13 protein-coding genes are annotated in these 14,078 nt (G+C 72.1%); 4 read left to right on the plus strand and 9 right to left on the minus strand.

Annotated features, from left to right (window positions below):
* The first annotated feature begins 91 nt into the window (after positions 1-91).
* Both F1C12_RS09125 and F1C12_RS09130 read left to right on the plus strand, forming a co-directional pair.
* The gene (locus F1C12_RS09125; RefSeq protein ID WP_185278432.1) at positions 92-1,558 is read left to right on the plus strand and encodes a DUF1254 domain-containing protein; all 1,467 of its coding nucleotides are present in this window, start codon (positions 92-94) and stop codon (positions 1,556-1,558) included.
* A 25-nt stretch (positions 1,559-1,583) separates the two neighbouring features.
* Complete coding sequence (locus tag F1C12_RS09130) at positions 1,584-2,954, plus strand: sodium/glutamate symporter (protein ID WP_185278433.1); 1,371 nt, start codon at positions 1,584-1,586, stop codon at positions 2,952-2,954.
* 21 nt (positions 2,955-2,975) lie between these two features.
* Here the strand turns inward: F1C12_RS09130 and F1C12_RS09135 are convergent, their stop codons facing one another.
* The 3 genes from F1C12_RS09135 to F1C12_RS09145 form a co-directional block, all read right to left on the minus strand.
* Complete coding sequence (locus F1C12_RS09135; protein ID WP_185278434.1) at positions 2,976-3,245, minus strand: hypothetical protein; 270 nt, start codon at positions 3,243-3,245, stop codon at positions 2,976-2,978.
* Positions 3,246-3,317: 72 nt separating this feature from the next.
* Complete coding sequence (locus F1C12_RS09140; RefSeq protein WP_258046198.1) at positions 3,318-4,397, minus strand: carboxylate-amine ligase; 1,080 nt, start codon at positions 4,395-4,397, stop codon at positions 3,318-3,320.
* A gap of 102 nt (positions 4,398-4,499) precedes the next feature.
* Complete coding sequence (locus F1C12_RS09145; protein ID WP_185278436.1) at positions 4,500-5,015, minus strand: GNAT family N-acetyltransferase; 516 nt, start codon at positions 5,013-5,015, stop codon at positions 4,500-4,502.
* Positions 5,016-5,053: 38 nt separating this feature from the next.
* Between F1C12_RS09145 and F1C12_RS09150 the strand changes: the two genes are divergently transcribed.
* Positions 5,054-5,863 carry a hypothetical protein gene (locus tag F1C12_RS09150; protein ID WP_185278437.1) on the plus strand — a complete coding sequence of 270 codons (810 nt, stop codon included), beginning with the start codon at positions 5,054-5,056 and terminating at the stop codon, positions 5,861-5,863.
* Here F1C12_RS09150 and F1C12_RS09155 read toward each other — a convergent pair.
* A complete protein-coding gene (locus F1C12_RS09155) occupies positions 5,860-7,005 on the minus strand; it encodes a cystathionine gamma-synthase (protein ID WP_185278438.1) in 1,146 nt (381 codons plus the stop codon). The two genes, F1C12_RS09150 and F1C12_RS09155, sit on opposite strands and share 4 nt — an antisense overlap.
* A 39-nt stretch (positions 7,006-7,044) precedes the next feature.
* Positions 7,045-8,409: a cystathionine beta-synthase gene (locus tag F1C12_RS09160; RefSeq protein ID WP_185278439.1), complete on the minus strand. Its 1,365-nt coding sequence runs from the start codon at positions 8,407-8,409 to the stop codon at positions 7,045-7,047.
* Positions 8,410-8,494: 85 nt separating this feature from the next.
* On the opposite strand from F1C12_RS09160, the gene F1C12_RS09165 reads away from it, so the two are divergent.
* The gene (locus tag F1C12_RS09165; RefSeq protein WP_185278440.1) at positions 8,495-9,163 is read left to right on the plus strand and encodes a metal-dependent transcriptional regulator; all 669 of its coding nucleotides are present in this window, start codon (positions 8,495-8,497) and stop codon (positions 9,161-9,163) included.
* A gap of 7 nt (positions 9,164-9,170) precedes the next feature.
* Here the strand turns inward: F1C12_RS09165 and F1C12_RS09170 are convergent, their stop codons facing one another.
* The 4 genes from F1C12_RS09170 to F1C12_RS09185 all read right to left on the minus strand — a co-directional run bounded on the left by F1C12_RS09170 (position 9,171) and on the right by F1C12_RS09185 (position 14,074).
* Positions 9,171-10,427, minus strand: coding sequence for an Nramp family divalent metal transporter (locus F1C12_RS09170; RefSeq protein WP_185278441.1), 1,257 nt, complete (start codon positions 10,425-10,427; stop codon positions 9,171-9,173).
* Between the two features lie 83 nt (positions 10,428-10,510).
* Positions 10,511-12,388, minus strand: a complete 1,878-nt coding sequence (locus tag F1C12_RS09175) for an ABC transporter ATP-binding protein (protein WP_219732721.1) — start codon at positions 12,386-12,388, stop codon at positions 10,511-10,513.
* Between the two features lie 130 nt (positions 12,389-12,518).
* A complete protein-coding gene (locus F1C12_RS09180; protein ID WP_185278442.1) occupies positions 12,519-12,722 on the minus strand; it encodes a hypothetical protein in 204 nt (67 codons plus the stop codon).
* A gap of 62 nt (positions 12,723-12,784) precedes the next feature.
* Entirely contained in the window at positions 12,785-14,074 is a 1,290-nt protein-coding gene (locus tag F1C12_RS09185; RefSeq protein ID WP_185278443.1) for an Ig-like domain-containing protein, read from the minus strand.
* Positions 14,075-14,078: the final 4 nt, after the last annotated feature.

The following is a 14,078-nucleotide window of genomic DNA, read 5'->3' on the forward strand; positions in this document are numbered from 1 at the left end:
CGGTCGCGCCACCGCGGTCTAGACGCCCCGAGGCGTCGCGCGTTATTTTCCCGCCATCGGCCGGACCGACCGGCCACGGGGAGGACGTGCGATGCCGATCGAGGGGACGCCGGGTACGGGGCTGACCGCGGAGCGGATGCGGGAGGCGGTGCAGCGCATCTCGATGCCGGACGAGCTGGCCACGGCGTTCGGCGCGTTCGAGTTCTTCGACGGGGTGCCGCGCAGCGGGTCCGTCGACGCCGTCTTCGACGCGCTCGACGTCATGCGCGCCGCCGAGGCGTTCCTGATCGGGATCCCCGGAGCGTCGCTCGTCGCGATGCGCAGCGGCCTGCGCAGTGCGGGAGTCACCTCGCCCGACATCATCGGCTACACCGACCCGCGCGCGAACTCCGGCGGCCTCTACCTCACCCCGAACACCGAGACCACGTACGGGACGACCTTCCTCGATCTGAAGGCGTGGGGACCGACCGTCATCGAGGCGCCGCCGCAGTCGCTCTGCGTCGTGGACGACTTCTGGTTCCGGTACGTCACGGACATGGGCATCGCGGGGCCGGACCACGGCGCAGGCGGGAAGTACCTCTTCCTGCCGCCCGGCTACGACGGCGCCGTGCCGGACGGCTACTTCACGCTCCGGCCGCCGACGTACAGCAACTGGGTCGTGCTCCGCACGCTCGGCGGCGTCCCGGCGATGAAGACGACGCGCATCTACCCGTTGGCGGAGGCCGGGGCGCCGCGGGAGAACACCTTCGTCAACATCGCGGATGTTCCGCAGAACACCGTGCACTCCAACGACCTCGACTTCTTCCGGGAGATCGCCCAGATCATCCAGGAGGAGCCCGTCGAATCGCTCGACCCGGAGCGCGCCGGCGTCTTCGCGGCGCTGGGCGTCGTCCACGATCAGCCGTTCGCCCCCGACGAGCGCCGCGCGCGCCTCCTCGACGCCGGCGCGCGACTCGGGGCCGCGATCTCCCGCGCCATCGTGTTCGCACCGCGCGACCCCGCCGCGTACTACTGGCCGGGGTCGTCGTGGAAGAACGCCTTCGTCGGCGGGAGCTCCGACTTCCTGCGCGCCGGCGCCCGCCTGCTCGACGCGCGCACGCTGTTCCACTACTTCGCCACCGTCATCACGCCCGCGATGGCGCACGCGCAGGTCGGCGCGGGCTCCGCGTACGCCTATACGGCGGAGGACGCCGACGGTCACGTGCTCGACGGCGGCGCAACCTACACCCTCCGCATCCCCGCCGACCCGCCGGCGAAGAACTTCTGGTCGGTCGACCTCTACGACACCCAGACGCGGTCGCTGCTCCAGCTGCCGGACAACCCGTACCCCGCGCTCTCCAGCCTGGAGGGCGCCGTGCGTCCGGACGCCGACGGCTCCTTCCTGCTCTGGTTCGGGCCGAAGCCGCCGGCGGGACACGAGACGAACTGGATCGGCACCGTGCCGAGCAAGTCGTGGTTCCCGATGGTGCGCCTCTACGGGCCGCTGGAGCCGTGGTTCGATGGGTCGTGGCGGCTCCCCGAGCTCGAGCGCGTCACGGAGCCGGTGCCCGCCGACTGAGCACACGCACGGCCGAGGAGGACGCATGTTCGGTGGCTACACCGACACCCAGTGGGCCGCACTCGCTTTCGTGTTCCTCGGGATCGCGCTGGTGCTCGCCACCCTCGTGCGGCGGTACACCGGGTTCCTCCGCCGGCTCTACATCCCGGTCAGCGTCATCGCCGGGTTCCTGATCCTGCTGCTCGGCCCGCAGGTGCTGGGCGCGCTGACCCACGCGTCCGGGCTGGTGCCCGCGCCGGTCGCGGACGTGCTGGCACGGCTGCCCGGCCTGATGATCAACGTCGTCTTCGCCGGAGTGATGCTCGGCAAGCGGCTGCCGAGCGTGCGGACGTTCTGGCGGGAGTCGGCGCCGCACTTCATCCTGGGCAGCGTCTTCTCGTTCGGGCAGTTCGCGCTCGGAGCGCTCGCGGTCGCCCTCCTGCTGAAGCCGTTCTTCGGCCTGCCCGACGCCGCCGGATCGGTGCTGGAGCTGTCGTTCGCCGGCGGGCACGGCACGATTGCCGGGATGGGCGACATCCTGAAGACGGCGGGGGCCCCGGAGGTCGTCGACATCGGGCTCGGGCTCGCCACCATCAGCATGATCACCGGCGTGGTCGGCGGCTCGATCCTGGTGAACTACGCCATCCGCAGCCCGCGGATCGCCGTCGCACGCACCGCCCGCGTGCACCCGGCGACGGACGCCGAGCACTACATCCCGCCGAACAGCGGCGACACCGACTCCGCCGACGTCGGCCTCGGCTCGATCAGCCGCAGCTTCGGCGCGATCGCCCTCGCGATCGCGCTCGGCCTGCTCATCCTGGAGCTGCTCCGGTTCGGGACGAACGCCCTGGGCTCCGGCCTGTTCGACGACTTCCCGCTGTTCCCGTTCACCGTCATCGGCGGCTTCGTGGTGCAGCTCGTGCTGACGCTGACCGGCACGGAGGAGCTGGTCGAGCGGCGGACGGTCAACGACATCACGACCCTGGCGCTGGACATCCTGATCGCCGCCGCGATCGGCACGATGTCCCTGGCTGCACTCGGAGCGAACATCCCGAGCCTGGTCATCCTGACGGTGATCGCGTTCGCCTGGAGCGTCGTCGGGATGCTGTGGCTCGGCCCGCGCATCCACCCGGTGGACTGGTTCGAGCACGCGATCGCCGACTACGGCCAGTCGCAGGGCAACGTCGCCACCGGCTTCGTCCTCGCCGACATGGCCGACCCCGCACGCGCGACGGCGGCCGCCCGCGCCTACGGCTACAAGCAGCTCACGTACGAGCCGATCCTCGGCGGCGGCGTGCTGACGGCCCTCAGCGTACCGATCATCCTGCAGATCGGGTCGCTGTGGTTCGGGGTCGCGAGCCTGGTCGTGACGGCGGGGCTCATCCTGTGGGGGACGCTGCGGGGGCGGCGGAGCTAGGGCGCGATCGCGGCGACGGCCTCACAACCCCGCCCGCGCCGCCAGCAGCTCCACGGCCACCCGCCAGTCGCGCGCCGGGATCCCGTCCCCGGTCTCCTCCTCGCCGGGGGGCCGGGCGACGAACGACGGCCACGGGTCGCCGGGGATGTGCGACTCCTCGACCAGGCCGAGGTAGTCGCCGCCGAAGTAGACCTCCCACGCGGCGGTCGCCGTCGGGCTGTACATGAGTGTCAGCGGGAGCGTGCCGTAGGTGTAAACGGCGTGCTGGTGGGCCAGTTCCTTCCCCGTCATGTCCGCCTCCACGATCCACCCCTCCACTCATGTCCGAGCGTAAGCGCGTCCAGCCTCCGGCGGAAGGGATTGCTACGCCACGAAACGGCCGTCGCCCTCGTCGCCGGCGTCGTGGGTCGCCGCCACCGCCTCGGCGACGACGTCCCGCATCCGCCCGCGGCGCGCGAGGGCGGACCGCTGCCGGCCGGCGCCGCCTCCGCTGCGCAGGATCCGGTCCACCCCGGTGCGCACCAGCTCCAGGTCGCCGTAGCTCTCCAGCGCACGCGCAGTGTGGACGAGCAGGGCGTCGAGGGCGGAGACCGCCGTGCCCTCCCGTCCGGTCACCGGGTGGGGCAGCATCCCGCCCACGCCGGTCAGCGCCGCCTGCCACTCGGCCAGCCGGAGGGCCGCGGAGGGCGTCGCGAGCGGTGCGACGCCCGAGCGCCACTCGGCGACCGCGGTGTCGACGAGGGCGCGCACCAGTGCGGCCAGCACGACCGTGTCGCGCGCGTCGAGGCAGACGTCCGCGACCCTCACTTCGACGGTCGGCTGCTTGTGCGAGACCCGCGCGTCGAGGTAGAGCATGGCCTTGTCGAGGATCACGCCCGTCTCCACGAGCAGCCGCTCGAAGCGGTCGTAGGCCTCCACCGACCCGAAGACGTCGGTCGGCCCTGCGCTCTGCCACTGGTGCCAGGCGACGAAGCGGTAGCTGGCGTGCCCAGTGTCGACGCCGCCGACGAACGGCGAGTTCGCCGTCAGCGCCAGGAGCGCGGGAAGCCAAGTGCGGATCCGGTCGAGGACGGCGACGCCCTCCTCGCGCGAGTGGATGGCGACGTGCACGTGGCAGCCGCAGACGAGCGTCCCCCTGGCCGTGAGCCCGTACCGAGACATCATCTGGTCGTAGCGCGGGTCGGGCGTCGCGTGCGGGCGCAGCGGCAGGGGCGACATGGCCACGGCCACGGCCCGTGCGCCGTGGCGGCGGGCGAGCGTGTCGGCGAGCGTACGGCCCTCCACGATGTCGGCGTACAGCTCGTCGGTCGTCAGGCGCGGCAGCGTCTGGGTCTCGATCATCTCCTGCTGGATCTCGGCGCCGAGCCGCTGCTCGGCGCCGGCGGGCGCGTCCGCCAGCGCGAACGGGGCGACCGGAGTCGCGATCCCGCGTTCGTCGACCAAGAGGAGTTCTTCCTCCACCCCGAAAGTCCTCACGACAACCACTATCGGTGAGGGGTCCTCAGGGAGCAATACCCCGTTGCCCGTGAATCCGCCCAGCGCGGCCTACGCCGGGAGGACGACCGCCCGTTCGAGCACCTGCCCCGGCCACTCTCCGACCAGGAACGGGTCGGTGGGCGTGTATCCGCACGACTCGTAGAACCGGACCAGGTCGCCGGTGCCGCCCGCGTAGCAGTCGACCCGCAGCTTCCCGACCCCCGCGGCGAGCGCTTCGTCGTGCGCGAAGTCCAGCAACCGGCGCCCCGTGCCCTTGGCGCGCGGGTCACGGGAGCCGATGAGGACCCGGACGTACAGCTCGGGATCGGTCGCCGCCGGCACGTACTCGGTCGCCTCCCCCAGAGCCAGGAAGCCGACGACGCCCGCCTCCGGGTGCTCGGCGATCCAGGTCCCCGGCTCGGCGACCCAGCCCTGCACCCGGGTCACCTGCTCGGGACGGGAGGAGAACGGCTGCGTGCCCCACTGGCCGGTGTTGCCGATGGTGACGAACCAGGCGATCGCGTCGTCGAACAGGCGGAGGACGGCGTCGGCGTCGCCGGGCCGCGCCGGGCGGATGGTGGTCATGCTCCCATCCTGCTGGATGCGCTGCCTAGAATCGCGGAATGGCCATCCTCCCCGACCTCGCCGCGCTCTGGAGCGCCGCCCTGTCCGGCGACCCGGCCCCGGTCGAGCTCGCCCTCGCGGAGGACAGCCGGTTGCCCGGACCGCGCGCCAACCTCGAACTGGCGGCGCGGTTCGCGGACACGGTGGCGGCGGACCGGGCGACAGATCTCGCCGTGCTGGCCGGCTGGCTCGTGACCCCGCCGCGCCTGGCCGCCTCCCTGCCCGAGGGCACCGAGGAGTTCCTTCCCGCCTGCGCGGCGCTCGCGGCCGGCGCTGTGGCGGCGCGGGCGGCGGCGGACGGCGGGAGGCTCCCCGGCGACGCCGTCGGTCTCCTCACGACCGCGGCCGGGGACGCGCGCTGGCGCGTCCGCGAGCTGGCCGCGACGGGGATGCAGCGCGTCCTGGCCGCCGACTGGGCGACCGGCCTCCGGCAAGTCCGCGGCTGGCTGGACTCTGCCGAGCCCCTGCCGATGCGCGCCGCCGTCGCGGCGGTGGCCGAGCCTCCTCTCCTCCGCGACCCGCAGCACGCCGCCGACGCAGTGGCCGTCGTCCGGGAGGCCGTGGAGGCCCTGCTCGACCTGCCCGCCGCGCGCCGCAGGGACGACGACGTCCGCGTCCTCCGCAAAGCCCTCGGCTACGCGATCAGCGTGGTCGCCGCCGCGGACCCGGAGGACGGTCTTCCGCTCCTGGAGCGTCTCGCGGCCTCCACCGATCCCGACGCCGCCTGGCTCGTGCGCGAGAACCTCACGAAGGCGCGCCTGAAGCCCTACGCCGAACGCCTCGCCGCGCTGAGGGCGCCGAAAGACTAGCGGCCCAGCGCCTGCTCCACATCGGCCAGCAGGTCCGCGACGTCCTCGATGCCGACCGACAGCCGGATGACGTTGTCCGGGACCTCCAGCTCGGTGCCGCGCACCGACGCGTGGGTCATCTCCGACGGGTAGCCGATCAGCGACTCCACGCCGCCGAGCGACTCCGCGAGCTGGAAGACCTCTGTCGACTCCGCAAACGTCCGGGCGGCCGCCGCTCCCCCGCTGAGCGCGACGGACAGCATCCCGCCGAAGCCGCTCATCTGCCGGGCGGCGAGGTCGTGGCCGGGGTGGTCGGGGAGCCCGGGGTAGTAGACCGCGTCGATGCCGGGACGGCCGACCAGCGCCTCCGCGATGGCCTGCGCGTTCTCGCTGTGCCGCTTCATCCGCACGTCGAGCGTCTTGATGCCGCGGACGGTGAGCCACGCGTCCATCGGCGACGACACGGCACCGGCGGCGAACTGGATGAACTGCGCCTTCTCGGCGAGCTCGGCGTCCGCGAACACCAGGGCGCCGCCGATCACGTCGGAATGGCCGCCGAGGTACTTGGTCGTGGAGTGCACCACCACGTCCGCGCCGAACGACAGCGGCTGCTGGAGGGCGGGCGACGCGAACGTGTTGTCCACGACGACCAGCGCGCCGGCCGCGTGGCCCAGCTCGACGAGTGCCGCGAGGTCGCTGATCTTCATCAGCGGGTTGCTCGGGGTCTCGATCCAGAGCACCCGGGTGCGGTCGGTCGTGAGCGCGCTGCGGACGGCGTCCAGGTCGCCGAGGTCGACCGTCGTGTTGCGCACCTCCCAGGCGCCGTGGATGCGGTTGATGAGCCGGTGGGTGCCGCCGTAGACGTCGTTGCCGAGGACAACGTGGTCGCCCGGGCGCAGCACCGCGCGCAGCAGGGCGTCCTCGGCCGCGAGCCCCGACGCGAACGACAGCGCGCGCACGCCGCCCTCCAGGGAGGCCAGCAGCTCCTCGAGCGAGGTGCGCGTCGGGTTGCCGGCGCGGCCGTACTCGTACCCGCCGCGGAGGCCGCCGACGCCGTCCTGGACGAAGGTCGAGGTCTGGTAGATCGGCGGGATGATCGCGCCGGTGGTGGGGTCGAACTCCTGGCCGACGTGGATGGCGCGCGTGGCGAAACCGTGGGTCATCGGGATCCTTACTTCGATGCGGGATGTGTGGAGGAGCGGCTATTCGCTCAGGTACGTGAGCAGGTCCTGCCGGGTCAGCACTGCGACGGGCTTGCCGTCCTCGGTGACCAGCAGCGCGTTCGCGACGGCGAGCGCCGCCCGCGCGGCGGTCACCGGCTCGTTGACGCCGATCAGCGGCAGCGGCTCGCCGAGGTGCGCCCCGACGGGGTCGTTCATCTTGGCGCGCCCGCCGAAGACGTCGTCGACCAGCGAGCGCTCGTCGAGCGCTCCGGCCACCTCGCCCATGACGACCGGCGGCTCCGCCGTCAGCACCGGCAGCTGCGAGACGCCGTACGTGTTCATGATCTCGATGGCGTCGTGGACGGTGTCGGACGGGTGCGCGTGCACGAGGTCGGGCAGGTCGCCGCGCTTGGTGCGGATGACGTCGTGCACAGTGGCCTCGTCGGGCACCTCGCTGAAGCCGTAGGAGCGCATCCACTTGTCGTTGAAGATCTTCGCCAGGTAGCCGCGGCCGCCGTCCGGGAGGATGACGACCACGACGTCGTCGGCGGTCAGGTCCTTCGCGGCGCGCAGGGCGGCCACCACGGCCATGCCGCTGGAGCCGCCGACGAGGATGCCCTCCTCGCGGGCGAGCCGCCTGGTCATGTGGAAGGAGTCGGCGTCGCTGACCGGGATGACCTCGTCGACCACGCTCGGGTCGTACGCGCCGGGCCAGAAGTCCTCGCCCACGCCCTCCACGAGGTACGGGCGGCCGGTGCCGCCGGAGTAGACCGAGCCCTCCGGGTCGGCGCCGACGATGCGGACGCGGCCCTCGGAGATCTCCTTGAGGTAGCGCCCGGTGCCGGTGATGGTGCCGCCGGTGCCGACGCCGGCCACCAGATGGGTGATCCGGCCGTCGGTGTCGCGCCAGATCTCCGGACCGGTGGTCTCGTAGTGGCTGCGCGGCCCGTTCGGGTTGAAGTACTGGTTGGGCTTGAACGCCCCGGGGATCTCCGCCGCCAGCCGGTCGGACACCGAATAGTAGGAGTCCGGGTGGTCGGGCGGCACCGAGGTGGGCGTCACCACGATCTCCGCGCCGTAGGCGGTGAGGACGTTGCGCTTGTCCTCGCCCACCTTGTCGGGGAGGACGAACACGCACCGGTAGCCGCGCTGCTGGGCGACGAGCGCCAGGCCCACGCCGGTGTTGCCGCTCGTCGGTTCCACGATGGTGCCGCCGGGCTTGAGCTGCCCGTCCGCCTCCGCCGCGTCGAGGATGCGGGAGGCGATGCGGTCCTTCGACGAACCTCCGGGGTTCAGGTACTCGAGTTTGACGAGCACCGTCGCCGCGATTCCGTCGGTCAGCCTGTTGAGCTTCACGAGCGGAGTGTCGCCGACCAAGTCGATGATGGTCTCTGCGTACTTCACGCCGTCCACCGTAACAGGGCGGATGCGCGGCCGCCGCCGTATTACCCGCTCATCCGCGCCGGGGCTCCCCGCCTAGACTTCTGCCATGCCCGTGTCCGATCTCTCGCCCGTGGCCCAGGACTACCTGAAGCTGATCTGGTCGGCGACCGAGTGGGCGGGCGACCCGATCACGGTCAAGCAGCTCTCGGAGCGGATGGGCGTGCGCGCCGCGACGGTGTCGGACGGCATCCGGAGGCTCGCCGACCAGGGCCTGGTGGTGCACGAGCCGTACGGCGCGATCGAGCTGACCGAGGACGGCCGCCGCGGCGCGGTCGCGATGGTGCGCAGGCATCGGCTGATCGAGACCTTCCTCGTCGAGGAGCTCGGCTACGGCTGGGACGAGGTGCACGACGAGGCCGAGGTGCTGGAGCACGCGGTCTCCGACGGCCTGGTCGACCGCATCGACCGCCGGCTCGGCTACCCGGCGCGCGACCCGCACGGCGACCCCATCCCGACCGCGGACGGCACGCCCCGTCGACCGGAGGCCGTCCCGCTGCTGACCGCGCCCTCCGGCGTCCCGCTCAGCGTCGTGCGCATCTCGGACGCCGACCCTGCCGTCCTCCGCTACCTCGCCGAGCGCGGCATCGGGCTGGATGCGGTGCTGACGGTGGACGAGCACCGCGCGTTCGCGGGCGACGTGACCGTGCACGTGGGCGACGCCGCGATCGTGCTGGGCGCGACGGCGGCCGGGGCGGTGTGGGTCGCCGGCGGGTGACCGCGCCCTACGCCACCACCGTCAGCACCACCAGCGCCAGGTTCAACGCCACCACCAACCCCGCGACGCCCCAGCCGACGACCCGCACCCAGCCCGCGTCCGCCCGTTCCCCCATCACCGCGCGCGACCCGGTCAGCCGAAGCAGCGGGATCATCGCGAACGGGATGCCGAGGCTCAGGAACACCTGCGAGATCACCAGAGCCCAGGTGGGGTCCACGCCGAGCGCGAGGATGATCACGGCCGGGATCAGCGTCACGACGCGGCGGGCGAGCAGCGGCACGCGCACGCGCAGGAGGCCGCTCATGATGGTGGCGCCCGCGTAGCTCCCGACGGAGGTCGACGCCAGCCCGGAGGCCAGCAGCCCGACCGCGAAGATCGCGCCGATCGCCGGGCCGAGCGCCGCGCTGATCGCGGCGTGCGCTCCCTCGATGGTGTCGGTCCCCGCCACCCCGGGCAGCGCCGACGCCGCCAGCAGCAGCATCGCGATGTTGACGGCCCCCGCGAGCACGAGAGCGAGCACGACATCCAGCCGGGTCGCCCGCAGCAGCGTGCGCGTACGCCCCTCGTCGCCGCCGGCGCCGTGCCGGTCGCGCGCGAGCGCCGAGTGCAGGTAGATCGCGTGCGGCATCACCGTCGCGCCGAGCATGCTCGCGGCGAGCAGCACCGTCGGCGCCCCGTCGAAGCGCGGCACCAGACCCGCGGCGGCGGCCCCCCAGTCGACCGGGCTGACGAAGAGCCCGGCCAGGAAGCCCGCGGCGATCACGCCGAGCAGCACCAGGATGACCGCCTCGAACGGCCGCTGTCCGCGCCGCGTCTGCACCGCCAGCAACGCGATGGCGGCGACGCCGACGATCAGCCCGCCGAGCGGCAGCGGAAGGCCGAACAGCAGGTTCAGCGCGATGGCCCCGCCGATGACCTCGGCGATGTCGGTCGCCGCGGCGACCAGCTCGGCCTGCGCCCAGTACGCGCGCCGGGCGCCCGCGCCGAGCCGTGCCCCCAGCAGCTCCGGAAGGCTTCGCCCGGTGACGATCCCGAGCTTCGCGGACTGGTATTGCACGAAGACGGCGATGGCGTTGGCGGCGACCAGCACCCAGACGAGGAGGTAGCCGTAACGCGCGCCCGCCGTCAGGTTGGCCGCGACGTTGCCGGGATCGACGTACGCGATCGCGGCCACGAAGGCCGGCCCGAGCAGGAACCACAGACGCAGGCGCGAGCGCGCGGGCCGCTCCGCGACCTCCGCAGTTTTCGTCTCTCCTGACTCCATTGTTAGCCCAGCCTAACAACGATCGAAGGGCACGTAAACGCCCCCAAAACGCTGTTTTAGGGGCGTTTACGTGCCCCTCGGCGTCACTGATCGAGGATCGCGGTCTCGGTCTGCTCGCGGTAGAGGCGGGCGTAGATGCCGCCCAGGTCCAGGAGCTCGCGGTGCGTGCCGCGCTCGACCACCTGGCCGTGGTCGATCACGAAGATGACGTCGGCGGCGACGATCGTGGACAGCCGGTGCGCGATCGCGATGGTGGTCCGGCCGCGGGAGGCCGTGTCGAGCGCCTGCTGCACCACCCGCTCCGAGATCGTGTCGAGGGCGCTCGTCGCCTCGTCGAGGATGAGCACCTCGGGGTCCTTCAGCAGCACGCGCGCGATCGCGATGCGCTGCTTCTCGCCGCCCGACAGGCGGTAGCCGCGCTCCCCGACGACCGTCTCGTAGCCGTCGGGGAAGCCGACGATCGTGTCGTGGATGTTCGCCCGCTTCGCCGCGGCCTCCAGCGCCTCCTGCGTCGCGTCGGGCCGGGCATAGCGGAGGTTCTCGGCGATGGTCGCGTGGAAGAGGTACGTCTCCTGGCTGACGACGCCGATGTGCGAGACCAGCGAGTCCTGCTGCAGCTCGCGGAGGTCGGTGTCGCCGAACAGGATCCGCCCGGAGGTCGTGTCGTAGAACCGCGGGATGAGGTAGCTCACCGTGGTCTTGCCCGCGCCGCTCGGCCCGACGAACGCGGCGAACTCGCCCGGCTCGATGGTGAACGACACGTCGTCCAGGGTGTTGCGCTCCCCCGGCCGGGCGTCCGGGTAGCGGAACACCACGTGGTCGAACTCGATGCGGCCGAGGTCGCGGCCCGGGTCGACGGGCACCGCGTCCGGGCGGTCGGCGATGGCCGGCTTCAGGTCGAGGTATTCGAAGATCCGGGCGAACAGGGCGCCGGAGGTCTGCAGGTCGAGCGCCACCCGCATGAGCGCGAGCAGCGGGAACAGCAGCCGCGCCTGCACCGTCGTGAACGCGACGATGGTGCCGGCCGTGATGTCCGTGGCCCCGCCGAGGATCAGCCAGCCGGAGACCAGGTAGACGATCGCCGGGATGGACGACAAGAAGATGTTGACCATCGCGAAGAACCACTGGCCGCTCATCGACTGCGACACCTGCAGCCGGATCTGGGTGCGATTCTCGTCCGAGTAGCGCTCGATCTCGGCCTGCTGGCGGTTGAAGCTCTTCGAGAGCAGGATGCCGGACACGCTCAGCGTCTCCTGCGTGATCGCGGTCATGTCCGACAGCGACTCCTGCGTCCGGGTCGCGATCCGCGCCCGCACCTGGCCGACCCGGCGCTGGGCGATCACCAGGATCGGCATCAGGATGACCGCGACGATGGTCAGCTGCCAGTTGAGCAGCAGCATCGCCACCAGGGCGGCGATCACCGTCACGGTGTTGCCGAGGATGCTCGACATCGTGTTGGTGAGCACGTTCGCGACGCCGCCGACATCGTTCTGCAGCCGCGACTGGATGATGCCGGTCTTGGTCTTGGTGAAGAAGCTCAGCTCCATCGACTGCAGGTGCGAGAAGAGCCGCACCCGCAGCGCCCCCATCACCTTGTTGCCGACGGACGAGGTCAGGTAGGTCTGCCAGACGCCGAGGAGCGCCGACCCGACGAACACCACGATCATCACCACGACGATCTCGATCAGCACGGGCATGTCCGGCGTGCCGGACTTCGGGAAGAGCCCGTGGTCGAAGGCGCGCTGGGTGAGCAGCGGAGGCACCACCGACAGCGCCGCGCCGATCAGCACCAGCACCATGGTGGTGACGATCGCGACCTTGTGCGCGGAGAACAGCGACACGATCCGGCGGAACAAATGCGGGATCCGGGGCGCCTCCGCGTTCATCGCCCGCTGCGCCGCCGCGTCGCCGCCGCTGACGCGCGAGCGCATGCCACCGCCGCCACCGACCATGCCGCGCATCCCGCTCACAGGGAAAGCCTACGTCCGCGCCGACCGCTCTCATGCCGCTCCCGGTACGCCGTGCGCGAAGGAGGCGGGCGGCAGGCCCCATGCCCTTCCGCCCGCCTCCGGTCTGGTGGCTAGCCGCCGATCACGCCGCGTCGAGCGCGGCGGCCTCGGCGTGCTGCGCCCTCCGCACCCACTGGGAGCGGAGCAGGAACAGCCCGGCGACGACCGCGATCGCTGCGATCACCATCGGGGTCACGCTGTCGAAGCCCGTCGAGGCGAGCGCGCCGCCGCCGAGCAGGGCGCCGCCGCCACCGAGGGGGCCGAAGGGGTTGCCGGTTCCGTACATGTCGTTTCTCCTGAGGTTCGTTGGCGAGTCGGATCGTTGTCGAGTGGGGGCCGGGAGGCGGACTACTTCTGCGCGGAGCGCTTGCGGCGGCCGATCACGACGCCGCCGGCGCCGAGCACACCCGCTCCGGCGAGCCCCAGCAGCACCGGGACCTCCTGCGCGGCGATGATCACCGTCACGTCGGCGGACTCGTCGCCCGAGGTGACCGGGAGGTCGTTCTGGCCCTCGGCCAGCCCGGAGACCTCCAGCGACCAGGTGCCGTCCTCCTTCACGGTGGTGTCCGCGGGACCGGTCGGAGTGGTCACGGTCACGGTCGCGCCCGGCGTCCCGTTGCCCGAGATCACCGCGGTCTTGGCGTCGTCGTCCTTCGAGTCGACCTGCGCGGTCAGCGGCGTGGGCACGTCGGCCGCGTCGATCGTCACCGACGTGTCGGCGGACGAGGTGACCGTGGCTCCGGTGCTGTCGGTCTTCTCCTGCACGGCCGTGAACGCGTTGGCGCCCTCGGCGAGGCCGTCGACGTCCACCGACCAGGTGCCGTCCGGGCCGACAGTGGCGGTCTTCGGGCCGTTCGGCGTGCTGACGGTGATCGTGGCGCCCGGCTCACCCTTTCCGGTGAGCGTCGCGGCCTTCGCGTCGTCGTCCTTCGCCGAGACGGTGACGGTGACCGGCTCGATCGCGCGGAGGAAACGCGCGGTGAGGCCGCCGACGTCCGGGTTGACGACCGTGCCGGCGGTCAGCCGGGTCGCGTCCCAGTCGTAGCTGACGGTGACGGAGGACACCGCGCCGTTGAGCTGCACGTTCGCCGTCGTGTTGAGCATCGCGGTGTCCGGCGCTGCGAGGACGGCCGCGACATCGACGCTCAGCGTGTTGGCCGCCCAGCTCCACGCCGGATCCGAGCCGTTCACGAGGGACAGCGCGGGCGCGGGCGAGCCGTTCACCCCGGTGACCTTCGGCTGCACCCACGTGCGGACGGTCGAGCTGTTGCCGCTGCCGGTCCCGAATCGGAGCACCGGGTCGCTGACGGGCGTGGAGAACGTGAACGTCTGCGTGTAGGTGCCGCAGCGGACGACCTCACCGACCTTCGTGCCCGACGTCACGCAGTTCGCGACCGGGTCGGGGATGCTCCGGAGGGAGTTCCCGCTCGGGGAGACCTTCTGGGCGCCGGGCGCGTCGACGGTCAGGGTCCCGCTGAGCGGGGCGGCGAGCGACGCGCTCGTCCCGGTGAAGGCGCTGGTCGCAGCGACGGTGCCGTCGGGCGTGGGTACCACCGCGTTGGCGGCCGACGGGACCAGGAGGGCCAGGGCGGCGGCGGTGATCCCCGCGCCGCCGATGGTCAGACGGGTCTTCTTCATGTGC

It is taken from the genome of Leifsonia shinshuensis (assembly GCF_014217625.1).
Lineage (GTDB): Bacteria > Actinomycetota > Actinomycetes > Actinomycetales > Microbacteriaceae > Leifsonia > Leifsonia shinshuensis_A.